Origin of the sequence: Pseudoalteromonas sp. NJ631 (assembly GCF_000276645.1) — a bacterium.
Taxonomy (GTDB): domain Bacteria; phylum Pseudomonadota; class Gammaproteobacteria; order Enterobacterales; family Alteromonadaceae; genus Pseudoalteromonas; species Pseudoalteromonas piscicida.
In genome coordinates this window covers 60636-85710 of record NZ_AKXJ01000016.1, presented here as the reverse complement: position 1 = coordinate 85710, position 25075 = coordinate 60636, and the positions used below count along the sequence as shown (strand labels likewise).

The 25075-nt window shown below is 43.6% G+C and carries 26 protein-coding genes and 1 other RNA gene; 7 read left to right on the top strand and 20 right to left on the bottom strand.

The window, feature by feature from the left end; genetic code table 11:
- Window positions 1–6 precede the first annotated feature (6 nt).
- The 11 genes from A587_RS0120250 to rsmI form a co-directional block, all read right to left on the bottom strand.
- Complete coding sequence (locus A587_RS0120250; RefSeq protein ID WP_017219064.1) at window positions 7–531, bottom strand: copper chaperone PCu(A)C; 525 nt, start codon at window positions 529–531, stop codon at window positions 7–9.
- Between the two features lie 95 nt (window positions 532–626).
- Complete coding sequence (locus A587_RS0120245; protein ID WP_010376718.1) at window positions 627–968, bottom strand: hypothetical protein; 342 nt, start codon at window positions 966–968, stop codon at window positions 627–629.
- A gap of 23 nt (window positions 969–991) precedes the next feature.
- A complete protein-coding gene (locus A587_RS0120240) occupies window positions 992–1201 on the bottom strand; it encodes a PspC domain-containing protein (protein ID WP_010376716.1) in 210 nt (69 codons plus the stop codon).
- A gap of 47 nt (window positions 1202–1248) precedes the next feature.
- On the bottom strand, window positions 1249–1905 hold the full coding sequence (locus tag A587_RS0120235) for a PspA/IM30 family protein (protein WP_017219063.1): 657 nt from the start codon (window positions 1903–1905) through the stop codon (window positions 1249–1251).
- A gap of 179 nt (window positions 1906–2084) precedes the next feature.
- A complete protein-coding gene (gene dusA / locus A587_RS0120230) occupies window positions 2085–3104 on the bottom strand; it encodes a tRNA dihydrouridine(20/20a) synthase DusA (protein WP_017219062.1) in 1020 nt (339 codons plus the stop codon).
- Window positions 3105–3317: 213 nt separating this feature from the next.
- Window positions 3318–4793, bottom strand: a complete 1476-nt coding sequence (locus tag A587_RS0120220) for a serine hydrolase domain-containing protein (protein ID WP_017219060.1) — start codon at window positions 4791–4793, stop codon at window positions 3318–3320.
- A 219-nt stretch (window positions 4794–5012) separates the two neighbouring features.
- Window positions 5013–5669: a substrate-binding periplasmic protein gene (locus tag A587_RS0120215; RefSeq protein ID WP_017219059.1), complete on the bottom strand. Its 657-nt coding sequence runs from the start codon at window positions 5667–5669 to the stop codon at window positions 5013–5015.
- 225 nt (window positions 5670–5894) lie between these two features.
- Window positions 5895–7298: an MBL fold metallo-hydrolase RNA specificity domain-containing protein gene (locus tag A587_RS0120210; RefSeq protein ID WP_017219058.1), complete on the bottom strand. Its 1404-nt coding sequence runs from the start codon at window positions 7296–7298 to the stop codon at window positions 5895–5897.
- A gap of 136 nt (window positions 7299–7434) precedes the next feature.
- Window positions 7435–8631, bottom strand: coding sequence for a hypothetical protein (locus tag A587_RS0120205; protein ID WP_017219057.1), 1197 nt, complete (start codon window positions 8629–8631; stop codon window positions 7435–7437).
- A gap of 267 nt (window positions 8632–8898) precedes the next feature.
- An RNA gene (rnpB, locus tag A587_RS24565) (RNase P RNA component class A) lies at window positions 8899–9269 on the bottom strand.
- 54 nt (window positions 9270–9323) lie between these two features.
- Complete coding sequence (rsmI, locus tag A587_RS0120200) at window positions 9324–10184, bottom strand: 16S rRNA (cytidine(1402)-2'-O)-methyltransferase (RefSeq protein ID WP_017219056.1); 861 nt, start codon at window positions 10182–10184, stop codon at window positions 9324–9326.
- A 60-nt stretch (window positions 10185–10244) separates the two neighbouring features.
- On the opposite strand from rsmI, the gene A587_RS0120195 reads away from it, so the two are divergent.
- The 4 genes from A587_RS0120195 to dolP are packed head-to-tail and all read left to right on the top strand — an operon-like array spanning window position 10245 to window position 13658.
- Window positions 10245–12131: a penicillin-binding protein activator gene (locus A587_RS0120195; protein WP_017219055.1), complete on the top strand. Its 1887-nt coding sequence runs from the start codon at window positions 10245–10247 to the stop codon at window positions 12129–12131.
- 9 nt (window positions 12132–12140) lie between these two features.
- Window positions 12141–12506 (top strand): YraN family protein, encoded by a 366-nt coding sequence (locus A587_RS0120190; RefSeq protein WP_017219054.1) that lies wholly within the window; start codon window positions 12141–12143, stop codon window positions 12504–12506.
- Between the two features lies 1 nt (window position 12507).
- On the top strand, window positions 12508–13095 hold the full coding sequence (locus A587_RS0120185) for an SIS domain-containing protein (RefSeq protein ID WP_010376705.1): 588 nt from the start codon (window positions 12508–12510) through the stop codon (window positions 13093–13095).
- Window positions 13092–13658 (top strand): division/outer membrane stress-associated lipid-binding lipoprotein, encoded by a 567-nt coding sequence (gene dolP, locus A587_RS0120180; RefSeq protein ID WP_017219053.1) that lies wholly within the window; start codon window positions 13092–13094, stop codon window positions 13656–13658. The genes A587_RS0120185 and dolP overlap by 4 nt, the downstream gene beginning before the upstream one ends.
- A 44-nt stretch (window positions 13659–13702) precedes the next feature.
- Here the strand turns inward: dolP and A587_RS0120175 are convergent, their stop codons facing one another.
- From A587_RS0120175 to zapE, 8 genes are all read right to left on the bottom strand, one after another.
- Window positions 13703–14128, bottom strand: a complete 426-nt coding sequence (locus A587_RS0120175) for a ClpXP protease specificity-enhancing factor (protein WP_010376703.1) — start codon at window positions 14126–14128, stop codon at window positions 13703–13705.
- The gene (gene sspA / locus A587_RS0120170; protein WP_017219052.1) at window positions 14128–14754 is read right to left on the bottom strand and encodes a stringent starvation protein SspA; all 627 of its coding nucleotides are present in this window, start codon (window positions 14752–14754) and stop codon (window positions 14128–14130) included. The genes A587_RS0120175 and sspA overlap by 1 nt, the downstream gene beginning before the upstream one ends.
- A gap of 96 nt (window positions 14755–14850) precedes the next feature.
- A complete protein-coding gene (locus tag A587_RS0120165) occupies window positions 14851–15588 on the bottom strand; it encodes a cytochrome c1 (protein WP_017219051.1) in 738 nt (245 codons plus the stop codon).
- Complete coding sequence (locus tag A587_RS0120160) at window positions 15585–16886, bottom strand: cytochrome b (RefSeq protein ID WP_017219050.1); 1302 nt, start codon at window positions 16884–16886, stop codon at window positions 15585–15587. The genes A587_RS0120165 and A587_RS0120160 overlap by 4 nt, the downstream gene beginning before the upstream one ends.
- The gene (gene petA, locus A587_RS0120155; RefSeq protein ID WP_010376697.1) at window positions 16886–17476 is read right to left on the bottom strand and encodes a ubiquinol-cytochrome c reductase iron-sulfur subunit; all 591 of its coding nucleotides are present in this window, start codon (window positions 17474–17476) and stop codon (window positions 16886–16888) included. Before petA ends, A587_RS0120160 begins: the two co-directional genes overlap by 1 nt.
- A gap of 514 nt (window positions 17477–17990) precedes the next feature.
- Window positions 17991–18383: a 30S ribosomal protein S9 gene (gene rpsI / locus A587_RS0120150; protein ID WP_161796706.1), complete on the bottom strand. Its 393-nt coding sequence runs from the start codon at window positions 18381–18383 to the stop codon at window positions 17991–17993.
- Window positions 18384–18391: 8 nt separating this feature from the next.
- Window positions 18392–18820, bottom strand: coding sequence for a 50S ribosomal protein L13 (rplM, locus tag A587_RS0120145; RefSeq protein ID WP_010376694.1), 429 nt, complete (start codon window positions 18818–18820; stop codon window positions 18392–18394).
- A gap of 354 nt (window positions 18821–19174) precedes the next feature.
- Window positions 19175–20263 carry a cell division protein ZapE gene (zapE, locus tag A587_RS0120140; RefSeq protein WP_017219049.1) on the bottom strand — a complete coding sequence of 363 codons (1089 nt, stop codon included), beginning with the start codon at window positions 20261–20263 and terminating at the stop codon, window positions 19175–19177.
- 123 nt (window positions 20264–20386) lie between these two features.
- Here zapE and A587_RS0120135 point away from each other — a divergent pair, with 123 nt between their 5' ends.
- From A587_RS0120135 to A587_RS0120125, 3 genes are all read left to right on the top strand, one after another.
- Window positions 20387–20842 carry a YhcB family protein gene (locus A587_RS0120135; RefSeq protein WP_010376689.1) on the top strand — a complete coding sequence of 152 codons (456 nt, stop codon included), beginning with the start codon at window positions 20387–20389 and terminating at the stop codon, window positions 20840–20842.
- Window positions 20843–21221: 379 nt separating this feature from the next.
- A complete protein-coding gene (locus tag A587_RS0120130) occupies window positions 21222–22574 on the top strand; it encodes a DegQ family serine endoprotease (protein WP_017219048.1) in 1353 nt (450 codons plus the stop codon).
- 102 nt (window positions 22575–22676) lie between these two features.
- The gene (locus A587_RS0120125; RefSeq protein ID WP_017219047.1) at window positions 22677–23756 is read left to right on the top strand and encodes a trypsin-like peptidase domain-containing protein; all 1080 of its coding nucleotides are present in this window, start codon (window positions 22677–22679) and stop codon (window positions 23754–23756) included.
- A 54-nt stretch (window positions 23757–23810) separates the two neighbouring features.
- Here A587_RS0120125 and murA read toward each other — a convergent pair whose 3' ends face one another.
- A complete protein-coding gene (gene murA, locus A587_RS0120120; RefSeq protein ID WP_017219046.1) occupies window positions 23811–25070 on the bottom strand; it encodes a UDP-N-acetylglucosamine 1-carboxyvinyltransferase in 1260 nt (419 codons plus the stop codon).
- Between the last annotated feature and the right edge of the window lie 5 nt (window positions 25071–25075).

Sequence of the window (25075 nt, the reverse complement as noted above, 5' to 3'; positions counted from 1 at the left end):
CTGTTTTTAGTGATGAGAGTGATGTCCGGCGTTTGATTTTTCTTTGCCACCAAACATGTCTGCAAGTGCGACGACTTCCGCCATGGTGAAGATCCTATCGCCATCAGCAAAATATAGCGTAAGCTTACGCTTCTCACCGACTTTTAATGTTTCTACTGGCTCAAACACCATTAAGTGATAACCACCAGGTTGAAATGTCACTGATTTACCCGCAGGGATCGCAAGCTCGTCGACACGTTGCATTTTCATCATGTCTTCTTTATGAACATGCTCGTGAATTTCAACACGCTTAACGCCTTCAAGCGAAGCCTTAATCAACACTTTCTTTTGCTGCGTTGGGTTTTCAATAACGAGGTAACCTGCAGTTGAAGGTGCTGCCGGTAAAAAAGTACGCACGGTTGCGTTGTGAACAGAAAGTTGCTCCGAACCATGATGATGTTCACCATGTTCATGCCCTTGATGAGCTGAAGCGTTAAAGCCGATAAAAGTTGATAAAGCAAAAATTAAGGTTTTGATTACACTTGATTTCATGTTGGCTTTCCTTGGATTTATAACTGCAAATAACTATATCACAGATCCCAATTTAGCGTGTTTTTTATCTCCTACCGCCAACAAAAACCCACAGCTCACACTTTTGCTTGAGCAGATTTGTCTACCACTAACCACACAATTGCAATAATACAGATGAGTGGAAATAGCACTATTAGCGAATTAAATAGCAACGTCATTACTAGCCCAATGAACACAATAAGGAGCATCCCTAAAACACCTGCGCTCAAGAGTGCTCCCAGCACCACCAGCGCTACAATTGCAAATAGCAACGTGAGTATTTCAAAGCCAAACCAACCTAGGTCAAATCCCATATCGAGTTGCAGATCGCTGATGTCTAACCATACCAGTGGCAGCGACACCCAAGATAGCGCCAATAAAAATACCAGCGCTAATAATATACCGGCCACGACTTTCATAGTGTCTACCTCGTCGCCGTTACTTAGTTTTCGTATTGCGCTTTTGGCATTGCAAACCAAGCGACGCCATACGCCAATAGCACCAACATTGGAAACTTAAAAAACAGCAATACCGTTAGTAAACGTGTTAACCAAATTGGCATATCAAAACGTTGTGCTAGTTGCGCACATACGCCACCAATTTTCTTTGAACTATTCATTTGAGACAGTGTTGATTGATATCTATTTTTCATCTTTATCCCCTTTCGCTTTGATTACTCAGTCGTTGCTGTGGGCGAGCCTAGCTCGCCATTTTTTGCTTCAGTTGGGCTAATTCATCGTCGATTTGTTGTTGCTTTTGCTCATCTTCAAAGCGCTGCCATACATCAGGCTGCCCTAAGTCATAGGATTCGACTTCAGCTTCAAGGCGCGCCACCTTACGCTCTAACTCGTCGAACTTGCGCGTTGCAGAGTGCATGTCGTCACTATTCAGCGTTTGTTTGATGGTTAACCTTGCCTTGCCAGCTTCCAAGCGGCGCAACATGGCCTTTTCTTTTGCCTTTAATTGCTGAATTTTGCTTTGCAGCTTGTCAGCATCTGCGCTGAGCTTTTCAAGTGCAGGCGTTAGATCATCAATTTTTTGCTGTGCTTCTTGTGCTTTTTCGGTTTCTCGCTGCTTTTGCTCAAGGGCTGAGCGGGCAAGATCTTCACGACCTTTTTCAAGAGCATGTTCGGCTTTGCTTTGCCACGTTGCCGCAGCTTTATTTGCTTGCTCAACTTGACGCTGCGCTACTTTTTGTTGGCAAATAAGCTCAGCTGCCGTTGCACGACAATCAGATAGCGCTTCTTCTAAATCACGCACTAACTGAGTTGCCATTTTTTGTGGGTCTTCGGCTTTGTCTAGTAATGCGTTAAGTTCTGCTTTGATAAGATCTTCAATTCTGTTGATGATGGTCATTGTTCGGCTCCTTTTATAATATAGTTAGACTATTCCAAGAGCCGTGCCAAAAATAAAAACAAAATTAAATCATTGAGTTAAGATTTTTTGAAAAGAAAAATAGATTTATTGAGAGACATTAAATAGTGAAAAAGACGATAAAATCGTCTTTTTCACACACAGTATTGGAGCAATATATTTTATGCTTCAGGTACAAAAGACAGCGCCTTTTCCATCACCTCTATGCCAGCCTCTTTTTTGTGGCCATTTTCTGATAAATGACGACGGAATCCTCTCGCACCGGGCTGATTTTGAAAAATACCCAACATGTGACGCGCAATATGCCAAAAATTTGCACCATTCGACATTTCACTTTCAAAGTAGTCATACATGCTTCTTACGACTTGATGGCGAGTTTGCGTAAACGCAGCTTCGCCATACAATAGCTCATCAACCTGCGACAACATAAACGGGTTGCTGTAGGCTTCACGGCCAACCATGACGCCGTCAAGGTGAGCCAAATGATGCTGACATTCCTCAAGGGTTTTAACGCCACCATTAATACTAATATGCAGATCTGGATAGTCTTTCTTTAATTGATAAACACGAGGATAATCTAATGGTGGGATCTCACGGTTTTCTTTCGGGCTTAAGCCTTGCAACCATGCTTTACGGGCATGAATGATAAAGTCATCACAGCCCACCGCCTGCGAGGCTTCAATCAACGCCGTAAGAAACTCATAAGAGTCTTGTTCATCAATACCAATGCGCGTTTTTACCGTTACCGGAATATCCACTTCTGCCTTCATCGCCGCCACACAATCAGCAACTAACTGCGGCTCAGCCATTAAACACGCACCAAAGCGACCATTTTGCACGCGATCTGACGGGCAACCCACGTTTAGGTTTACCTCACTGTAACCATATTGCTCAGCACGCTTGGCGCACTCTGCCAACGCCTTAGGATCAGAGCCACCCAACTGCAATGCCACCGGTAACTCATGCGCACCAAATGCCAAATAATCCCCTTTACCAAAAATAATCGCTCCTGTAGTGATCATTTCAGTATAAAGCACCGCATGTTTAGTCAGCTTACGGTGAAAGGTTCTGCAATGGCGATCCGTCCAATCCAGCATGGGTGCAACGCTAAAGCGGCGAAAGGCATCAACACAGTGATTAGGTGTTTGTGGCTCAAAGGGTGGAGTAGGTTGTTGGCTCATGGTATGACTTTCTCAATCAGGTTTACTATCAATGACCTGTACTAGTTATGTCTATAGCAGTACATAGCTCAAATAGGTGATTGCGTAGTATACCGCAGCTTCTAATACTTCGTTAAGTATAGACAGCGATTTATTGCCAATACTAAAAAGCCGCAAGTAATTGAACTTGCGGCTTTCGATTTGTTTAGGCTGCCGCCACAATCTTATGGTGAGTTAAAGATACTCCTTCACTTCCGCCACTTTATTTGTTGCGAACTGACTGTTTGGATTTATCGCAAGTAACTGCTGATAGTGCTCAAGTGCTTGCGCATACTGCTTATTTAACTCATACGCTTGCGCGATGCTGTTATGGTAATAGGACTGCTCGTTATTTTGTGTCAGCGCAAATTTAAAGATTTCGATACCATTATTAACTTGGCCATCTTCAACAAGCTTATTGCCCCACTCCACTAGGATCTCTAAATCATACATTACACCGGTATCTTGCTGCGCTTTTGCAAACGTAGCCGCAAAGTCGGTAAAGCCATGTTTATCTGTAAGCTGCTTTAAGTACACCATCGGCTGATAGGCCTTTTGCTTACTTGCGTCGTTAAAGTTGGGAATATAATAAGCGGCAATATCATCAACAAACTCAATGGGTAATCCACCCAATAGGTTAGTAAGCACAATCACGGAAACCTTATCTTCAGGGTAGGTGATCACCGTAGTCGCGTTTCCACCGCTTGCGCTGATCGCTGGGTGATATTTACGCTGAATCACTTGCCAGCCCATTGCATAGCCGTTTTCTTTGGTGTTAAAGGCTTCTGTGCGTCCGTTGTTCAGCTTAACTGGCGTCCATAGCATATCCAACTCTTTAACCAGCTCACCTTGTTGTAGTGATACAACATAGTTAGCCAGTTCAGTTGCGGTTGAACTCATTCCCGCTGCGGTTCTTAGCATATATGGGAATTCGCCGTAAAAGTTTTTGTAATTTCCCTCACCTAAATGAATATATTGGCGAGCCTGATTTGGCACCATAAGTTCAAGATAATCAAAACCTGCCTGCGCTGTCTTTGGCATATTGGCACGTGCTAACTGCATCTTGGTAATAAAAGCAGGAAACCCTTCAGGTGCATATTTATCAATGATTTTACCCAAAATCACATAGCCGGTTTGGTTATAACTAAAACGGGAGTTAGGTGTAAATTGAAGAGGTTGCTTTTGCACAGCTTGCCATGAGGCACCAATATCATTCGGTACAATGGTTTCTAGGGCATAATTTGATGCGAGGATCGGCGGCAGACCTGTGGTATGAGCCATTAATTGGTTAATTTTGAGTTGCTGCCAAGCCTTTGGTAAATCGGGTAAGTGCTTACCAATTTCATCGTCCATGTTGAGATAACCTTGTTCAGCGAGCTGTACAATCGCAACACCGGTAAACGCCTTTGTCATCGAATTAATCGGAAATAAAGTCTGCTCAGTCACAGGCACTTGATGCTGTAAGTCTGCAAAACCATAACTTCCTTGCTTAATGATTTTATCGTCTTTTACTACAGCTAACTGTAAGCCCGGAATGTGCCTTTCTTTCATGAGGGTTTTGATCAGCTTGTCTACCGACTCAGCCTTCACTAAGGATGAAAATAATGCCGACCATAAAAGCGTGCCAAACCATAACAGGGTTGATAGTAAAACTTTGTTGTTCTTGTACATGATTGTTCCATCGTTCATTTACATTAAGAGATGGTTAGTTATTTTCAAGTCTTATGCCAAAACTAAATTTATTTTATTTTCAATATCTTAATTAAAAATTATTGCTTCCAGTTAAGCCTACATAAAAACAAAATAGTGAAAAAGATAAAGAAATAGTGAATTTGACGAACATATCAGGGGATTTTGGTAAACAGCGGAATAATGAGGCATACAGCACGATCATTCTCTTTCAACGGCATGGTATTGTTGCTGTATTTGTTTAAACGCTGCTGTTTGTTTAAAGGAGAGCATCGCGGCATCAAACTCATTTGCTCGTTCGGCCAAACGCCCTAACTTGGGTAACGTGATATAGGCAGGATTTATATTCAGCGGTGGTTGTAATAGCTTAACTTGGTCAAGCGCCCCTAAGGCTTTTAACTCCATCATTGCAGTTAAATCATTTTCAAATACAGCATCAACCCGCCCTAATAGCAACATTTGCAAACTACTTTGGGACGTATTGGTTAATTGAATATACTTCACTAAGTGTTGACGCGTACGCTGAAACTCGTCATCGTTCGCCTTGTCTCGGTATATTGAGACTGTATGTTGATGCAAAAACATGGCTATGTTTCCGTCAAATGTGATGGTGCTATCTTTTCTGACTATGATCACGTTTTTTTGATCTAGGATGGGCCGATTTTGAAAAACCATATAACTTGCGTAACCTCGCCGCATAAGTACCGTCAAGACAATATCACGCAGCCCTTTTTGCGCCATGTATGCGACTCTGGGCCACGGAAAATATTCAATCTTTATCGGCCAATCAAGTCGCTGAGCTAATGCTTGCAACACCTTTATCGCATAGCCATCCGGCTCACCGTCAGTATTAAGCATTGTTTTAGGGGTCGGCGTTAGACTCCTGATAAGGTGCTAATAGCTTATCTGACGCGTGCGTTTTTGCACTACCAAGAGTACAAGCTAAAACACTGAATAAATATAAGATAAAGCAAAGTCTCAAACTCAAAATCTCATTAGTTAGCACTGCAATGACACATACTACTATTTGCTATCACTTATTATTTTGTCGTTAGTTATATAACTATTCTCAGCAAATAGCCGCTAAAACTCTATTGTTTCCCCCAACACGGGAATTTCAGCCCGAATGTTATGTTGCAGCTTAAGCGCCTCTGCAAGTCCTTCTAATGCGTCGGGTTCACCGTGAACAAGCATCACTTTAGGACAACTTTTAAAATGGCTAACCCATTCAATCAATGCAGCTTGCCCGGCATGTGCTGAAAAGCCGTTTAGTGTTTCGATATTTGCTTTCACTATAATATCATCGCCAAATAATTTGATGCGTTGGGCGCCGTCAACCAATATCCTTCCTAAGGTGCCTTTGGCCTGATATCCGACAAAGATGATGGTATTGCGACTATCCCAAATGCGATGTTTAAAATGATGAGTGATCCGCCCACCTGTACACATTCCACTACCCGCGATGATTAATGCCCCGCTGCTTATTTTGTTAATTGCCATTGAGTCTTCGGCATCTACCATCAAATGCAATGTAGATAAGAAATTTTTGAGTAAGCTTTGCTCTCCGGTATGAAGTTTTTTAACGCCTTCACAATTCAAAGTCGGGAGCCACTGGTCGTATACTTCAGTGACCTCAATAGCCATTGGACTATCGAGAAAAACTTGCCAATTATCAAGCTCACCGGCGTGCTGTAACTTACCTAGATAAAGCAATAACTCCTGCGCTCTGCCCACTGCAAACGCGGGGATCATCACATTACCACCGCGTGCAAACGCATCGTCCAAAATGCCTTTTAGTTGGGTTTGTGTATCACCTAAAGACTTATGTTCACGGTCCCCATAGGTACCTTCCATTAATACAATATCAGCTTGTTCTAGCAACGTAGGATCATTCATCAACAGTGTATCTTTGTTACCAAGATCACCCGAAAAAACCACCTTTTTCTGTTTCCCTTGCTCATCAAAGGTTAGCTCTGTAATTGCCGAGCCAAGAATGTGCCCAGCATCGTGAAAGCGCACACTCGCGCCTTTTGCAATTTTTACTTCTTGCTGATAAACAATAGGCTTGAGACAGTCCAATACATCCAGTACATCTTCTTTGGTGTACTGTGCGGGAATATCATCGAGCCCCTTACGTGCACGCTTTCTGTTTTCTCTACGCAAATCATTTTCGTATAAACTTAACGCATCAAATAGCATAATGGGCAACAATTGCGACGTCGCCTCTGTGCAATAGATTGGGCCTGTAAAGCCATCATGTAATAAGCAAGGCAGCCTACCCGAATGGTCCGAGTGCGCATGGGAGAGAATAACCATATCAATACTATTTGGATTAAATTCAAATTGCTCACGCGAGATAAGGTGCTTTGCTCTCATCCCTTGATGCATACCGCAATCAAGTAGTACATCACCTAATGAAGGCGAGCTAATAAGGTGGCAAGACCCTGTAACTTCTTGCGCAGCCCCATGGAAGGTAATTGTTGCCATCGCTTTTACTCATTTCTTCGCTCGGGGTAGTTCCCCTTGGGTTTATGTAAGTTTAGTTACAAAAATCCAAGTTGCTTATGTGCTGCATCAAAAGAGTTACAGATGTGAGTTTTATAGTTTTAGCTGGTATAACCAATTAAAGTAGATACTCAATGTCATTAGCTATCACGGTTAGCTTTGGCATTTTCCCTTCTAAAGCCTGTAGACGAGATATGTTTTGCTGAGGGTGACCATAACTATTGTCGCCAACAGATATAGGGCACTCAATATTTGGAAAAGCAGTTTGCCACCTAGAGACACTTAAATAACCCGCTTCACCACCATGGTGAGGGGTCACTAGGATCACTCCCCTATCACTAAATGAGGAGGTGCTTACCGCGTCCAATATCTTCGGATAATGATGATCTCCTGTAAGCAGAGCCACTTTATTTTTACCTTTAATCGCTAACATGATACCAGTTTGATTTCTTGAGCTGCCGGCGCTAGCTCTGTAGACATCTATCGTTGCTGAAGAATAAATCGAGCTGAGCGTGATTTCTCTTCCTTTTCGCGAAATTGTTGTACGTAAACATACAATAGCAACATTATTACTCTCTAAGTGCTCTATGGTATCTCTGTAAACTAAAGTATCGGGAATATTATCTGGACCAAATACAGCGTCACAATCAGCGAGCTGTGTGGGGCTGCAAAACTTTAACGCTTGAAAATGATCCATATCCCAGTGACTGATGATAACGGTATAGCGACGACCATTCATTGCACGCATTCTTCTAGAAATGAGATCTTTCACTTGCCGGTCACTATATCGTTGAGATGCTCCAAAATCATAAACTAAGACATGCTCGGAGCTGTGCACTTCATTCCAATTACCTTGGCCACAATTAACAACGGTCAAACTATTCCACTGATGCTCTAACTTAATAAACGGGAGAGTAGGAGTAGAGGGAGAAATAAATTGCGTATCGGTGAGGTACTGACTGAATGTAAAATGAGAGCGTGTGCGTAGTGAGTATGCGACAAAAGCACTTCCCTCACCGTTTTCTAATTCAAACTCCTCATTTTCTAATTCAAACTCCTCAAAAAAGGTATACGGCATGCTATAGAAAGAACCAGCAGCTAGACGGCTATGTCTCATATGTGGAGTAGTCAGCCGGTAAAACCTTGCCACTTCAGGTATCAACTCTTGCCCAAACAACCGAGCTACCGACTGAGCATCTTCATAGCAACAAAAGTCGATAATGTACTCTACTTTGTCACCTTCACCCGGCCTGCTATAACTCTCTATATAAATCACAATATTTCGGGCTGATTGTTTAGTTTGGTTGCTGCTCACAACTTCTCTCTCTTATTTCATTTTATTGAGTAAGCCTACTTTATAAAATTGAGCTAACTTACTCGACTCAATAGCCAATGCAAAATCTAACGCTGCTATTACTATGATTACATACTAGCAAAATAGTGCATTGGCACAAAAATCAAAAAGTTAGATGGAAGTGATTAAGTTTAAAGATACAAAGTCTGTTAGGAAGTTAATACTAAAAGTTGGTAGTTTGAGAGAACCGCTCGATTTACTTCAGCAAATCAAGCGGTTCTCTTGAATGGGGTGAGTCAGCCTATAAGCCGGGTTCTGTTCACTCCCGAAGGAGATCGATAATCATTCGTCTAGGCCTAGGATCGCTCCTAGGCTCAAGCAACCTACCCGGTTCCGATGCGGGCCACACCATAAGGAACCCTATTTGGTCTTGCTCCGGGTGGAGTTTACCTTGCAACCAACTGTTACCAGTGGCCCGGTGCGCTCTTACCGCACCCTTTCACCCTTACCGGTCCCGAAGGACTTAGGCGGTCTTCTCTCTGCTGCACTTGTCGTAGGCTCACGCCCCCCAGCCGTTAGCTGGCACCCTGCCCATTGGAGCCCGGACTTTCCTCCCCCTGATCATTTTCGTCACAGGCAGCGATTATCCGGCTGACTCAGGCGGGCGATTATACGCACTTTAATGCAATAACGCACGCGATAAATTGCGTGTATTACGCTTCTCGCTCAGCAATGATAGCCTTATACAAGGCGTTCTTTTTTAGCCCTAAATATTCAGCAGCCACGCCGCAAGCCTTCTTTAATGGCATTTCTGGCTCTAGTAACTCAATCAGTTTTTTCGCTTCTGGCGTTAATGCTTGTTCATCTCTTTGTTCACCGGGTAGCATCAACACCAGTTCGCCTTTTTGCTTTTCAGGCGTTGCGGTTAAAAACTCAATGAGCTCAGTAACCGTGCCACTGAAAAAGGTTTCATAGGTTTTGGTCAGTTCTTTAGCAAAAACGACTTGTTGTGTTTCGCCCAGCGCGATTTTCATATCTTCTAGACTTGCCATAATGCGGTGGGTGCTTTCGTACAAGATACTGGTGATGCCAGAGGCGACTGCATCTTTAAAAAATTGCTGACGCGCTTGGCTTTTTGCTGGTGAAAATCCCACGAATTGGAATTTATCTGTTGGTAAGCCTGAACAACTCACCGCAGCAATGGCGGCACACGCGCCTGGAACGGGAGTCACAGTAGCACCTGCTTCACGGCACAGGTTTACCACGGCATAGCCTGGATCGCTGATAAGCGGCGTCCCCGCATCAGACACTAACGCGATATCTTTACCTTCGTTTAACCAATCTAAAATTTGCTGCGCTTTTTGCTTCTCGTTGTGATCATGCAGTGCAAAAGTTTTTGCTTTAATGCTAAAGTGGCTCAATAATTTACCGGTGTGGCGCGTATCTTCGGCAGCGATTAAATCGACCTGACTTAACACTTTCAGTGCACGTTCACTGATGTCATCTAAATTACCTATTGGTGTCGCTACAATATGTAGGGTGCCGATTTTGTTTTCGTTGTGAAGATTAGCCATTGAGCTCTCCAATATCAGTCAGTAAGATATCCACTCAGTCGTGAAAAAGAAGGTTTGCCTGTGCAGTTTAAAAAGATAGCGCTTTTAGTTGCCATATTGTCGGGGTTATCCGCTTGTAGTACAAGCACAAATGTCACCAAATCCGCCCAAGAAACTAAAACAACTAAAGCCGTTAGCCAATCGGATGACAATGCCGCGTCGTTATTTGCAAAGGCGCAGAGTAAAGAAGGCGTTGCCAAAATCCAATTGCTATATGCTGCCAGAGACGCTGCTATCTTAGAAAAAGACTGGCAAATATTAGGGCAAATTGGTTTAGCGATGGAAGCTAAAGCCAGTGTTGATCATATTCAAAACAAATTATACATCGCACTTGCTCGCAAAGAATTGTCGCAGTATGCCAATGCGTTAGCCATCCTGAACACGCTAGAGGGTAGGCTCAACACCCCTGAACACCAAGCTTGGTATGAGTATTTACTGGGTAGTATTTATGCCTCTCAGCAACTACCAAAAAAAGCGTTGGTTGAGTACTTTAAAGCGGCTGATATTGCCAATGAACATAACTTAGCGGTGGCTGGGTTAAACGAAGAGATTTGGCTCGCGCTACAGCAGCTATCAAGTTACGCCCTAGAGCGCTTTGATTCTGGCTCTGTTTTACAGCGTGGTTGGGTAACACTAGCTAAATATCAACAAATTTATTTGGGTTCGAGCGTCCAGCTCGACCAAGCTATGAATAATTGGCGTCGTCGTTTTGCTAATCACCCTGCGGTTGCTTTGCTGCCTAAAGATTTACAAGGTGCTGTTGCGCTCGAACCTTACCAAGTTAAAAGACTTGCGGTGTTATTACCACAATCTGGTGCGAGCGAGCGACTCGGCACAGCGCTTAAAAATGGTTTCTTGGCTGCCACTGACGAAGGGACGATTGAAGAAGTCTTCTTCATTGATGAAATGGCATCCGAGTCTGAAATCGTAACGCAACTTGCTGAGGCAAATGTCGATTTTGTCATTGGTCCATTATTAAAATCCAACGTTGAAAAACTACTCGCAGATAAAGGTTTTGCGGCTTACCCAACTTTGTTTTTAAATGCACGCGAAACGCTTACGCCTAGCAGTAGTGAACAGTACTTTTTTGCGCTTAATCCTGAGCATGAAGTCGAGCAAGCAATGAAGCACTTTCTTGCTAAAGGCTATAAAAAACCCATGTTACTGGCTCCAGCGAATGCCTCTGGTAAGCGTTTAATTGAGTATTTTGATCAAGGTTGGAAACGCTACAGTGAGACCGCACCAGAAGTAGGTTATTACACTAATAGTAAAAATATGGCGGATGTCATCACCGACATTTTAGAGGTGGACGCTTCAAAGTCACGCACAAGCGTCATCAAAAGTCTATTTCGCAAAGAGGTCAAAAGCGAAACACGCTCTAGACGCGACATTGATGCCATCTATATTTTAGGTGATGCAATGGAAACTCGACTGCTCAAACCTTATTTAGACGTCAATGTCAGTACATTTGCCGACAGGATCCCTTTATATGCGAGCTCTCGCAGCTATAGTAAACAAATTGATGTTACTGATAAGGGCGATTTAGAAGGACTTTATTTTACCGAACAGCCTTGGATGCTACCGGGTGCTGTTGAAAAAGCACCGCTTCGAGATGACTATCAATCTTTGTGGCCTGAGCAGGCCGACTTAGAGCAGCGCTTGTTTGCAATGGCATATGACGCCACGAATTTAGTCCCCGAGCTGCGCCAATTGGCTTGGCTCTCGGGTAAAAGTTTTGATGGCTTAACCGGCCAGCTCAGCATCCGCGGTGGTAGTGATGTTGTGCGAAAGCTCAGTTGGGCACAGTATCATAATAAACAAATTCGTTTGGTGAGCTTAGATGAACAGCCTCCGCTACCATTATTTATGCAACAAGAGAAACCTACGGGAGACTCTTTGATCAGATAGGATATCTGGATGTTTAAAGGACTATTTAGCAACACACGGAGTAAGGGCGAGCATTTTGAGTTGATTGCGGAGCAATTCTTGATAAAACAAGGATTAACCCCCGTCACCAGAAACTATCTCTGTAAATACGGAGAGATAGATCTCATTATGCAAGAGTCGCAAACCTTAGTGTTTATTGAAGTAAAGTACCGCGATAGCAGCCACTTTGGTGGCGCAATTAACGCACTATCAAAAACTAAGCTTCAAAGATTAAAGCGTAGTATTTATAATTATTTAGCACAGCAAAATTTGCATAACACGCAACTTAGAGTCGACTTTGTTGCCATTCAAGGGGCCGATCCCCCTGAAATAAACTGGATTAGAAATATTTTTTAGCATGCAAGAATCTATAAAGTCTATATTTACAGAGTCAATTCAAGCGCAGATAGCGGCGGGCGAAGTATTGCCTAAAGCGTTAGAAACCGCAGCTATGACCATGGCTCAGAGCCTGATCAATGGCAATAAAATCATCTGCTGCGGCGCACCAAGTAATCATATGTTGGCGCACCACTTCGCAACCATCTTAAGCAACTTTTACGAAACCGAACGCCCGTGTCTGCCCGCAATTGCACTAACGAATGAGCAATATAATCTGGCGTCACCAGAAAATGGCAAAGCCAGAGAGCGCTTTGCCAAGCAAATACGCGCATTCGCGCAGCAAGGTGACTTGCTGGTGGCGTATGCCATAAACGGGCAAGAAAAGGCGGTTATTGGCGCAGTGGAAGCTGCCCTTACGAGAGATATGAAAGTCATCGCCTTAGTTGGCGATGATGGTGGTGAAATTACCGGCCTGTTGGGTCCACAGGATGTAGAGATCCGGATCCCAAGTAAACGCCCCAGCCGGATAATCGAGTCACAACTATTCAATACTCACTGTTTAAGTGAGCTAATCGACGCAATTTTATTCCCTCAGGACGAAGTATGATGATGAGAATAACCTCTTTACTTGCCGCTATCTTGTTACTACAAGGGTGTGCTGCTGCGGTAGTTGCTGGTACAGCCGGTGCGGTATCTGCTGCAAATGATAGACGCACTATCGGTGCACAAATTGACGATAACAATATCGAGATCAAAGGTACGCTTGCCATTAAAGAGATTAAGCGCCTTGCAGATCATGCCAATATCACACTGGTGAGTGTTAATGGCGTAGTATTAATGATTGGTCAGGTCACCAATCAAGAAATGAAAACGGAAGCTGAGCGTGCACTACAGAACGTTGCTGGGATTAAGCAAGTACATAATCAGTTGAGAATAAGCTCAAACATCGGCATCACGACGCAAACACATGATACGTGGCTGACCTCCAAAGTTAAAACCAAACTATTGGCAGCCGACGAAGTCAATGGCGCAAATATTAAGGTAGTTACCGAGAATGCCGAAGTGTTCTTAATGGGTCTAGTCTCCAAGCAAGAAGCAAACTCAGCGGTAGAAATCGCCAGAAATATTAATGGTGTAAAACGTGTGATTAAAGCCTTTGAGTACATATAAACAATAACGTATAGCCATAAAAAAACCTGCATTCGCAGGTTTTTTTATTTTATCACTCGAAGGTGAGAACCTTTTTTCTTTTCAGGTTCTGGCTTAGTCTCTGGCGATTGTGAGACATCCGTCTCTTCTACCAAATCAAACTCTTCATCTTCAAAGATTTCTTCTTCAGGTGTAAATACCGTCCCTTCACCGTTTTCTCTTGCATAGATAGCCAATACTGCACCGTTAGGCACATATACCTGCATCGGTTGACCACCAAACCGAGCGTTAAAGCTCAGCGCTTGATTGTCCATAGAGAAATTCGTCACAGCAGACGGGCTTACGTTCAACACAATTTGCCCTTCTTGCACAAATTGTGTTGGAACCTGTACTGAGGGAAAGTCTGCGTTCACCACTAAATGCGGTGTACATTCGTTATCGACAATCCACTCGTAAAACGCGCGTAGTAAGTAAGGACGATTAGACGTCATTACGATCTGATCTCACGCTCTGCATCAGTTAGCGATGCTTGGAATGAGTCACGCTCAAATAAACGCAGCATATATTCTTTTAGCTCTTTGCTACCAGCGCCATTCAGCTCAATACCAAGCTGTGGTAAACGCCAAAGTAGTGGAGCTAAATAACAATCAACTAGGCTGAACTCTTCACTCATGAAGTAAGGTGCTTCATTAAAGATAGGTGCTACAGCTAGCAGCGCTTCAGTTAACTCTTTACGAGCTTGAGCCGCTTCATCACCACCCGCAGTGATTTTTTCAGCAAGTGAATACCAGTCAGTTTCAATGCGGTGCATCATTAAACGACTACGACCACGCATTACTGGGTACACAGGCATCAGAGGAGGATGCGGGAAGCGCTCGTCTAGATACTCCATAATGATATTCGCTTGGTACAAGCCAAGCTCACGATCGATTAGCGTAGGAACAGTGCCGTACGGGTTAATCTCGTGTAGAGCTTCTGGTAAGTTGTCCTTTTCAGCCTGATGAATATCAACACTTACACCTTTCTCAGCAAGTACAATACGTACCTGGTGACTGTACATACAGTTTGACCCAGAAAAAAGTGTCATTACAGGGCGCTTATTGGCAGCAACGGCCATGCCTACCTCCATTAAAAAACTAAAAGTAATTAAATCACTTTAAACAGCAAAAGGGGCGAACGCCCCTATTGCAAAAATTACCTTTGAATATTCAAATTAATGAACATCTCTCCAGTATTCTTTCTTCAAGAAGAATGCCAGGATGAAGAAGATAACTAAGAAACCAATAACCTTAATACCTAAAGCTTCTGACTCTAGGCGAGAAGGCTCACCTACATAAGCTAAGAAGTTTGTCAGGTCACGTGCTGCTTGGTCATATTCATCAACACTCATCTCACCGGTACCATCTGTTTCAGTGCCGACAACTTTAGTCACTGTGTGACCGTGTTCTTCCACTTCTTCAGTGATCGGTGTTGGCAAGCCTTGTAACTCTTGTAGTACGTGAGGCATACCGACCAATGGGAAAACAACGTTGTTCACACCAAATGGGCGAGACTCATCTTTATAGAATGACTTCAAGTAAGTATAGATGTAGTCCGGAGACTTAACACGAGAGATAAGTGTTAAGTCCGGCGGCGCAGCACCAAACCATTTTGCTGCATCATCTTTAGCCATAGAGTTTTTAATATGGCTACCTACTTTTGAACCATCGAAAATAAGCGTTTCTTGACCAATTTCAGTTGGAATACCGATGTCACGGAAAGTACGCTCATAACGCTGATATTGCATTTGGTGACAGCCAAGGCAGTAGTTCATAAATAACTTAGCGCCACGCTGTAAAGATGCTTTATCAGTTAAGTCGTTGTTTGCTTCCATCAAAGGTACTGATGGGCCCGCTGCCATCGATAACGTTGGCAACAATGCGAATAAACCGATTACTAGCTTTTTCATCATTTCGTCAACCTCGTTGGTAGTGGCTTTGTCTTCTCGTTTTTACTGTAGAAGAATAGCAACACGAAGAACATAAAGTAAGTTACTGTCGTAATTTGCGACAATAGCGTTTTAAAGTCAGTTTGCGGTGTTGCACCAATCCAACCAAGGATAACGAATGTGACAACAAACTGAGCAATGTTCAACTTATGGAAACCACAACGGTAGCGAATTGAACGAACCGAGCCACGGTCAATCCAAGGCAGTAGTGCCAATGCTACGATTGAAGCGCCCATTGCTAGTACACCAATCAACTTATCAGGAATAGCACGAAGGATCGCGTAGAATGGCGTAAAGTACCAAACTGGGAAAATGTGCTCTGGCGTTTTTAGCGGGTTTGCAGCTTCAAAGTTTGGCGCTTCAAGGAAGAAACCATTCATTTCTGGTGCAAAGAACACAATTGCGCAGAAGAAAATTAAGAAGCCAGCAACACCTAAGACATCTTTTACTGTGTAGTAAGGGTGGAATGGAATTGCATCCACAATATCTTTTTTATCCGTGTAGTATTCATGGAATTTAAACTTAGGTTTGTCTTCCTCAGCTACAGAGCCTTTCTTGCGCTTGATCTCAACACCGTCAGGGTTGTTTGAGCCTACTTCGTGCAGTGCGACAATATGAAGGAATACTAAGATAACCAGTACTAATGGTAATGCAATAACGTGTAGTGCAAAGAAGCGGTTAAGCGTTGCACCAGAAATAACGTAGTCACCACGGATCCAAAGCGTTAGGTCATCACCAATTACAGGGATTGCACCGAATAATGAAATGATTACCTGAGCACCCCAGAAAGACATCTGACCCCATGGCAATAAGTAGCCCATGAAAGCTTCAGCCATTAGCGCTAAGAAGATAAACATACCGAACAACCACAGTAATTCACGTGGCTTTTGATAAGAACCGTAGATCATACCGCGGAACATGTGAAGATAGACCACGATAAAGAATGCGGATGCGCCGGTAGAGTGTAGGTATCGTAATAACCAACCGTATTCAACATCACGCATGATGTATTCAACTGATGCAAATGCACCTTCAGCAGAAGGTACAAAGTTCATGGTTAGCCAGATACCCGTTACAATCTGGTTTACCAGTACTAAAATGGCGAGTGAACCAAACAAGTACCAGAAGTTAAAGTTTTTTGGCGCTGGGTATTGAGCAATGTGCATATTCCAGACGCGAGTCATCGGAATACGAGCATCGATCCAATCAACAACTTTACCCACAACGCCCGTATTTGCTGCTTTATCTACATTAACAGACATTATGCAACCCCTTCTTCTTCACCTACCAAAATGGTAGTGTCGTCAATAAAGGTATACGGAGGGATCTCTAAGTTTAGCGGTGCAGGTACGTTTTGGAATACGCGCCCCGCCATATCAAACTTCGAACCGTGACAAGGACAGAAGAAACCACTATCAGTGCCTTCTACTTTTTCACCAAAGCTTCCGTTAAGGAAAGATGGTGAACATCCTAAGTGAGTACAAATCCCAACTGCGACGAAAAGCTCAGGTCGCTTAGAACGGAAACCATTCTGCGCAGATGCCAACTGCTGTGGCTCTTCAGAGTTAGGATCACGAAGTTGGTCTTCGTGTTGCTTCATTTGTTCTAGCATTTTTGGTGTACGATTAACAATCCAAACCGGTTTGCCTCGCCACTCAACACGAATAAGTTGTCCAGACTCAAGCTTGCTGATATCTACTTCTACAGGCGCACCTGCAGATTTAGCTCGCTCACTTGGATTCCAGGACGCAATAAAAGGAACAGCAGCTCCAACCGCACCAACGCCACCTACAACAGAGGTAGCGATAGTTAAAAAGCGACGTCGGCTGTTGTCTACAGGCGCATTGCTCATCCACTTATCTCCACTTGATTCCCAACACTTGCTATATTGAGAACATCAGTTACAGCAGGTTAATTTAAGAAATTACAAAATAGACGCGATCATAAATAAATACCTTGATTAAAACAAGGTTATTCCAGATCCATGCCCGAATAAACCCGCAGAAAATCATCTATGATTACTTCGAGCATGAAACCGAGTATTTATGATATCGCATCTGACACAACAATATACTGACTAAGATCAACCCCCCGACTAAGGATACGCACCAAATCGCGTGACTGGATCTCAGGTCTTTCTACTTGCTTCGCCAATTGTAGCAAAAAAAACCGCCAAGTTACCGCTCGAATTGCACTAATTATTATATTTATTGAACTTTTTTAACTCGACGCGATATTTTTGAGCAAATAAGTAGGACAAAACGAATTAGATACCTCGTAAATACGAGAGATTGATGTACATAGGAGAAGCTAAAAACAAAAAACCCAGCATAAGCTGGGTTTTTGAATTCTTGAAACGTAATAAATTAACGCTTAGAGAACTGTGTCTTCTTACGTGCTTTCTTAAGACCAACTTTCTTACGCTCAACTTTACGAGCATCGCGAGTAACAAAGCCAGCTTTACGTAGAGCTGGACGTAGAGACTCGTCAAACTCCATTAGTGCACGTGTGATACCGTGACGGATAGCACCCGCTTGACCAGTTGTACCACCACCTGCAACAGTGATGTATAGGTCAAACTTTTCTGTCATTTCAACTAGCTCTAGAGGCTGACGAACAACCATGCGAGAAGTTTCACGACCGAAGAACTCTTCTAAAGAGCGCTTATTGATTACGATGTTGCCAGTGCCTGGGCGTAGGAATACGCGAGCACTTGAACTTTTACGACGACCTGTACCGTAGTATTGATTTGCCATGATAGTGCTCCTTAAATGTCTAGAACCTGAGGCTGCTGTGCAGCGTGGTTGTGCTCGTTACCAGCGTAAACTTTAAGTTTACGGAACATTTCACGACCTAGAGGACCGCGAGGTAACATGCCTTTAACCGCTTTCTCGATGATCATTTCAGGCTTTTTAGCTTGAAGTTTCTCAAAGTTGATAGACTTAAGGCCACCTGGGTAACCAGAGTGAGCATAATACATTTTGTCCTGAGTTTTGTTACCAGTTACAGTAACTTTCTCAGCGTTGATTACGATGATGTAGTCACCAGTGTCAACGTGTGGAGTATACTCAGCTTTGTGCTTACCGCGAAGGCGACGAGCGATTTCAGTAGCGATGCGACCTAAAGTTTTACCTTCAGCGTCAACTACGTACCAGTCACGTTTTACAGTTTCTGGTTTAGCAACAAACGTTTTCATTATAAAAATCCAAAGTTTTCAATTTTAAAACCACAGGCAGTCCTTGGACTACCGCTCTACTTGTATTTGCTTTAACCCCTTCGAGTTTAAGACTTTTATGCCGCTCAAGTCAGTGGCTAAGCCGACGAGGGCAATAGAACGCAACGTGGCAGGCCGCGGATTATAGCAAGCCTTCTGGGTGAAAACCAGCGCTTGGTGCTTTTTTCTACAAGAAAATCTGAAGAATTTCGAAAAAAATAGAAAAGGCAAAAAATCCAACGAAATGACGACGTGTGCGTGACAAGGACTCGTTCAAATAGGATGTTTACAAATACCCACACCGAACCAGTCCTCTTAACAAAAAAGTAATTGCCGTTAGGCTAAATGCTCTCTTGCTAAATACTCATGGGATTGCATTTCTTGCAAGCGGCTAATGCAGCGTTTGAACTCAAAATTCAGTGTACCTTCGGTATAAAGTTCAGTAATAGGCGCTGCAGCCGAGATGATAAGCGTCACATTACGCTCATAAAACTCATCGACGAGCGCAATAAAGCGCCTTGCCGCATCATCGTTTTGCTGACCCATTTGCTTCACATTAGATAGAATCACTGTGTTATATAAGCGACTGATCTCCATGTAATCCACTTGCGAACGAGCGGTTTCACATAGCGCAGGGAAATCAAACATAACAATACAATCAGACACCATTCGAGTTTGGATCATTCGACCTTCAATCTCAATCGCTTGTCCGGCTTTACCCGGCTCCGGAGAGAGTTTGTTAAAGTAGTCGAATAAGTTTTCATCCGCTTGTTTATCAAGTGGGCTGTGAAAAATTTCCGCTTGTTCCAACGTGCGCAAGCGATAGTCAATACCCGAGTCCACATTAACTACCTCAGTATTGGCTTTTACCAATTCAATGGCGGGTAAGAATCGTGCACGCTGCAAGCCATTTTTATACAAATCATCAGGCACAATATTCGATGTGGCCACTAACACGATACCGCGCGCAAACAGCGCCTGCATTAATCCACCCAGTAACATGGCATCAGTGATGTCTTGAACGAAAAATTCATCGAAACAGATAATGTCAGTTTCAGATTTGAACGTATCAGCGATGCTTTCCAGAGGGTTTTTCACTTCATTAAGCTTTTTCAGCTCTGTGTGAACACGATGCATAAAGCGGTGAAAATGCACCCGCATTTTACGCTCCGTCGGCAACGCATCGTAAAAGGTATCAACCAGATAAGTTTTACCGCGCCCTACTCCACCCCAAAAGTACAACCCTTTCACTTTTGGCGGCTCAGCTTTACCAAACAAGCGCGAGAAGAAGTTTGGTTTGACCGGGGGCTGATTGATAAGGTCGTCATACAATCGCTGTAAATGCTTTACGGCATTTTCTTGTGCGCTGTCATATTGAAAATCATCACGTTGTAGATCTTGCTGATATTTTTCCCAAGGCGTCATCGACTTAAATATTTTTTTACGATTTGTTTGTAGGTTATATTAACACGACTGTATTCACAGCGTATATTTAACTCTAACAGAGTTTTAATTTTATTTGCCGTTGAGGCACACAGGGAGAAACCTATGACTACCGTTACTTGGCTTGGATTACTGATCATTGTTGCCATTGCTGCATTCTTTTTAGGTGGCTTTGTAACGAAAAAGCAGTTCAAACACGACGAACTGGAAGTGCAAGCACAACAAGCTAAACACGACCTTGAGCAATATCGTCAAGACGTATCAGATCACCTAGCTAGCACCAAAAAGCTAGTAAATAAAATGCAGGATAGCTATCAGCAGCTGCTTACCCACGTAGAAGAAACCAACCAACTACTGACACAGGATCGTCCATCTCACCCTGCAGATCCTTTTTTCTCGAAAGAAACCACTGAACAACTACAAGCTTCTCTTCAAGCACGCCCAGAGAGAAGACGTAAGCAAGACCCAAGTTTTGAGGCACCACCAAGTGACTATGCCGAAGGTGAAACTGGATTATTTTCTGGTCAAAAAAAAGAAAGTGAGCAAATTAAAGCCTCTTGATGAAACTTTTTGTTGACCCCATAGTCTTTAAAAGAAGTTATTGATTCTAGGGCCTATTGATCTTTCGAGTTTGCTTTTTCAGCAGTTTGATTGGTATTTATACAAGGCAGAGCCTGTGTAGCATAGTTTTTCTATGTGAGTCAGGCGATAACACAGTAGAGATGCCAATCAAGCGCTGCCCTTTGGGTTCCCCTGAGTGCGCTTTGTTCATTGTTGTTCAACTTTTGCTTAGATTACTAGGCGGCAAGTCGAGCGTCGCGACCAAAACCCACTCAGAGGAACAAAAATCAAACCGCAAAGGTCAATAGGCCCTAATAAGAGGCTAATTATCAGCCCCTTATTACCTATATTAACGCTAATAGCGGAGTACTTCACGACTATGAAATTTAAACTATCTTTGTTATCGGCCGCTTTACTTTCTTCTAGCTTATTGCTGTTACCGCAGCAAAGCATGGCCAAACTTCCTGTTGCCGTAGACGGCCAACAACTACCAACGCTAGCACCTATGCTAGAAAAGGTCGCCCCGGGCGTTGTTAGTATCCAAGTAAAAGGTGCTAAAGAAGTGCGTCGCCGTGTCGACCCTTTCGACTTTTTCTTTGGACAACCGCAGCCTCGTAGCCAAAAGCGCCCTTTTAGTGGCCTCGGCTCAGGTGTCATCATCGATGCAGATAAAGGCTATGTTGTTACAAACAATCACGTTATTGATGATGCAGACGAAATGCTTGTCACCTTAAAAGATGGCAGAGAATTTGAGGCTAAATTAATCGGTAGCGACGCCGAATCTGATATCGCTTTACTACAAATCGACGGCGAAGAGCTAACAGAAATAAAACTCGCTAATTCAGACAAATTGAGAGTGGGTGATTTTTCCGTTGCTATTGGTAACCCATTTGGATTAAGTCATACAGTCACCTCAGGCATCATCAGTGCACTAGGCCGTAGCGGCTTAAATATCGAAGGCTATGAAGACTTTATTCAAACAGATGCGGCGATCAACCAAGGTAATTCAGGTGGTGCACTCGTTAACTTAAACGGCGAACTCATTGGTATCAACACCGCTATTTTAGGCGCATCTGGCGGTAATGTCGGGATCGGCTTTGCTATTCCATCAAACATGATGAAAAACCTAGTGGATCAAATTGTTGAGTACGGAGAAGTTCGTCGCGGTTCATTGGGTATATTAGGTCGAACCTTAGATGCTGGTCTTGCTAAAGCACAAGGCTTTGATGTTAAGCGCGGTGCTTATGTCATGCGCGTAGTGGAAGATTCAGCAGCGGACAAAGCGGGTCTGAAAGCCAATGATGTCATTGTCAGCCTCAACGGCGACGACATTGAAAGCTTTAATGAACTCCACGGCAAAGTGGCTACGATGGGTGAAGGTCGTGAGGTACGACTTGGTGTCTACCGTGATGGCAAAACCAAGTTTATCGACGTAGAGCTTGGTGGTAAGCAAGAAGAACAAGCGAATGCAGAGGATGTACATCCAAACCTACGAGGCGCGGTACTAGAGAGTGGCGAGCGCAATGGCAATGAAGGTGTCGTCATTACCTCAGTAGAACCTCGCTCACCAGCTGCACGTGTTGGCCTTGAAGAAGGCGATGTGATCATGCAAGTGAATCGCCAACGTGTCACTAGTGTTAAAGATATGTCTAAACTAATTAATGGCATTAAAGGTAATATCGTACTTGGGATTAAACGCGATCGCGAGACGGTTTTCTACCTCATTCAGTAACGAAATAGACAAATATTAAAAATGAAACACAGCGAAACTTGTCGCTGTGTTTTTTTTTGTGTCATTATTAGCAGTATTAGATAACGATAAATATAAGCTCTTGTGTTCAAATTAATTAAATTCATTTTTCCACCGCTGCTTGCCGGACTTGGGATCGCTTTTATCATCATTTGGTTTAATCCTGAGCTGAGGGATAACTTGCCAAAACTTGAGGCCCCACATATTCAGGCCCATCATATGAGTTTTGCTGATGCTGTAGAAAAAACGGCTCCAGCGGTCGTGACGATTTTTTCCGAGGGCTTTAGCAATCAGCCAAGATATCAGCGCCAAAGCACGGTTAGAGAACTTGGCTCTGGTGTTATTATGAGCCGAGATGGCTACATACTGACAAACTATCATGTGGTGAACAATGCCGACCAAATCATTGTGCTTCTTCCTGATGGCCGCCAGTATAGTGATACGCAACTGATAGGCTTTGACACGATTACGGACTTAGCTTTATTAAAAATTCCAGCTGAGAATTTGCCTGTCATTCCTATCGATCACGACTACTCACCACGTGTTGGAGATATAGTGCTCGCAATTGGTAACCCATTGAACATTGGACAAACCATTACCCAAGGTATTATCAGTGCAACGGGCAAACAGACTCTCACAGAAAGTCAGTTCAATAATTTGCTGCAAATGGATGCCGCGATTAATGTTGGTAACTCAGGTGGTGCCGTTGTCAATTCTAATGGCGCGCTAGTTGGCATTACCTCTGCACAATTTCGCACGCGCTTGAACATTGATATCCAAGGTATCTCGTTTGCTATCCCTTATGATCTTGCACTGGACGTCATGCATAAACTCATTATGGATGGTAGAGTGATCCGAGGCTATCTCGGCTTTAGAGGCACGCCAGTTGATAATACAGGTAAAAGCGTAACGGATCTTTACACACCTATTGTCGGCCTTGCTGTGAGTGAATTAGACCCCCTAGGTCCCGCATGGCAAGCTGGTATGAAAGAGCATGATATTGTGGTTAAAGTAGGTGGAGAGCCTGTGACTAATCCGCAAAAGACATTGAAGACGATAGGCAATACTGCGCCTGGTACTAAACTCGAGTTTGAAGTACTCAGAGGTGGTCAGCGCCTCACCATTACGGTGGAAGTCGCAGAACTCGAAACTGGACTATATTAGGAAAAAAAGCGTCCTAGAGGACGCTTTTTTGTTTTTTATTCAGAATCATTAAGCTCAGGTTTTACGGCGTTTTATATTTGCACCTAAACGACTCAGCTTATCTTCTATCTTCTGATAGCCCCTATCAACGTGATAGATGCGATCGACTATGGTTTCGCCTGTTGCAACTATACCCGTTAGAATAAGACTCGCTGAAGCGCGTAAATCGGTTGCCATTACCTGCGCACCAGATAACGACTCTGTCTCACCACAGATTGCAGTGTTGCCTTCTAATCGAATATTCGCGCCCATACGCTGTAGCTCTGGCACGTGCATAAAGCGGTTTTCAAAGATAGTTTCTGTGATTGTCGCGCTGCCTTCAGCCACCACATTTAATGCGGTAAACTGAGCTTGCATGTCTGTTGGAAAGCCAGGATGTGGCATGGTTTTGATATTAACGGCTTTTAAAGCGCGTTGACGCATATCCACATAAATACTATCTTCACTTACCTCAACAATCGCATTGGCGGCACGTAGCTTTTCAAGCACAGGTTCAAGGCTATGATAATCCGTGTTTTTACACAGCACTTCACCTTTTGCCATTGCCGCAGCAACCAAAAAGGTCCCTGTTTCGATGCGATCAGGAAGGATTTTATGCTCACAACCATTAAGACGCTCAACGCCTTCTATCTCAATTCGGCTCGAACCTGCACCGCTGATCTTGGCACCCATGGCAACTAAGCATTCAGCTAAGTTAATAATTTCAGGCTCTCGCGCAGCATTATCTATCACAGTTTTACCATCGGCGAGGGTTGCAGCCATCAGTAAGTTTTCAGTAGCACCAACGCTGACGGTTTCCATAAAGATCTCAGCGCCCCGAAGACGACCTTCGGTTACCGCATGAATATAACCATTCTCAACTTTGATCTTAGCGCCCATTTTCTCAAGGCCTGAAATATGCAGATCGACTGGACGAGCACCAATAGCACAGCCTCCCGGTAGGGATACTTGCGCTTGACCAAATCTTGCGACTAATGGGCCTAACGCCAGTACCGACGCACGCATTTGCTTAACGAGCTCATAAGGTGCAAGCACGCTATTTACCGTTGCACCATTGATTTCTAAGATATCGCCATCCCACTCAACTTCAGCGCCCAGTGTTTTTAATAAGGCTTCAGTGGTACCTATATCGCGTAAGTGCGGTACATTAGAAAAACGGCTTTTACCATCGCCAAGCAGAGCGGCGAATAAAATAGGTAGGGCTGCGTTTTTAGCCCCTGAAATAGTGACTTCACCGGCTAAAGTGGTGCCACCTTGGATAACAAACTGATCCATTGCGG

What these genes read in the sequence shown, in the direction of transcription:
- A587_RS0120240 (WP_010376716.1), bottom strand. Translation starts at nt 1,201, where the DNA reads ATGAAAAATAGATATCAATCAACACTGTCTCAAATGAATAGTTCAAAG.
- A587_RS0120175 (WP_010376703.1), bottom strand. Translation starts at nt 14,128, where the DNA reads ATGACGTCTAATCGTCCTTACTTACTACGCGCGTTTTACGAGTGGATT.
- dusA (WP_017219062.1), bottom strand. Translation starts at nt 3,104, where the DNA reads ATGAGCCAACAACCTACTCCACCCTTTGAGCCACAAACACCTAATCAC.
- rsmI (WP_017219056.1), bottom strand. Translation starts at nt 10,184, where the DNA reads ATGGCTAATCTTCACAACGAAAACAAAATCGGCACCCTACATATTGTA.
- A587_RS0120245 (WP_010376718.1), bottom strand. Translation starts at nt 968, where the DNA reads ATGAAAGTCGTGGCCGGTATATTATTAGCGCTGGTATTTTTATTGGCG.
- A587_RS0120220 (WP_017219060.1), bottom strand. Translation starts at nt 4,793, where the DNA reads ATGTACAAGAACAACAAAGTTTTACTATCAACCCTGTTATGGTTTGGC.
- A587_RS0120165 (WP_017219051.1), bottom strand. Translation starts at nt 15,588, where the DNA reads ATGATGAAAAAGCTAGTAATCGGTTTATTCGCATTGTTGCCAACGTTA.
- petA (WP_010376697.1), bottom strand. Translation starts at nt 17,476, where the DNA reads ATGAGCAATGCGCCTGTAGACAACAGCCGACGTCGCTTTTTAACTATC.
- dolP (WP_017219053.1), top strand. Translation starts at nt 13,092, where the DNA reads ATGATGATGAGAATAACCTCTTTACTTGCCGCTATCTTGTTACTACAA.
- rplM (WP_010376694.1), bottom strand. Translation starts at nt 18,820, where the DNA reads ATGAAAACGTTTGTTGCTAAACCAGAAACTGTAAAACGTGACTGGTAC.
- murA (WP_017219046.1), bottom strand. Translation starts at nt 25,070, where the DNA reads ATGGATCAGTTTGTTATCCAAGGTGGCACCACTTTAGCCGGTGAAGTC.
- A587_RS0120210 (WP_017219058.1), bottom strand. Translation starts at nt 7,298, where the DNA reads ATGGCAACAATTACCTTCCATGGGGCTGCGCAAGAAGTTACAGGGTCT.
- A587_RS0120130 (WP_017219048.1), top strand. Translation starts at nt 21,222, where the DNA reads ATGAAATTTAAACTATCTTTGTTATCGGCCGCTTTACTTTCTTCTAGC.
- A587_RS0120215 (WP_017219059.1), bottom strand. Translation starts at nt 5,669, where the DNA reads ATGCTTAATACTGACGGTGAGCCGGATGGCTATGCGATAAAGGTGTTG.
- zapE (WP_017219049.1), bottom strand. Translation starts at nt 20,263, where the DNA reads ATGACGCCTTGGGAAAAATATCAGCAAGATCTACAACGTGATGATTTT.
- A587_RS0120160 (WP_017219050.1), bottom strand. Translation starts at nt 16,886, where the DNA reads ATGTCTGTTAATGTAGATAAAGCAGCAAATACGGGCGTTGTGGGTAAA.
- A587_RS0120190 (WP_017219054.1), top strand. Translation starts at nt 12,141, where the DNA reads ATGTTTAAAGGACTATTTAGCAACACACGGAGTAAGGGCGAGCATTTT.
- A587_RS0120235 (WP_017219063.1), bottom strand. Translation starts at nt 1,905, where the DNA reads ATGACCATCATCAACAGAATTGAAGATCTTATCAAAGCAGAACTTAAC.
- A587_RS0120250 (WP_017219064.1), bottom strand. Translation starts at nt 531, where the DNA reads ATGAAATCAAGTGTAATCAAAACCTTAATTTTTGCTTTATCAACTTTT.
- A587_RS0120135 (WP_010376689.1), top strand. Translation starts at nt 20,387, where the DNA reads ATGACTACCGTTACTTGGCTTGGATTACTGATCATTGTTGCCATTGCT.
- sspA (WP_017219052.1), bottom strand. Translation starts at nt 14,754, where the DNA reads ATGGCCGTTGCTGCCAATAAGCGCCCTGTAATGACACTTTTTTCTGGG.
- A587_RS0120185 (WP_010376705.1), top strand. Translation starts at nt 12,508, where the DNA reads ATGCAAGAATCTATAAAGTCTATATTTACAGAGTCAATTCAAGCGCAG.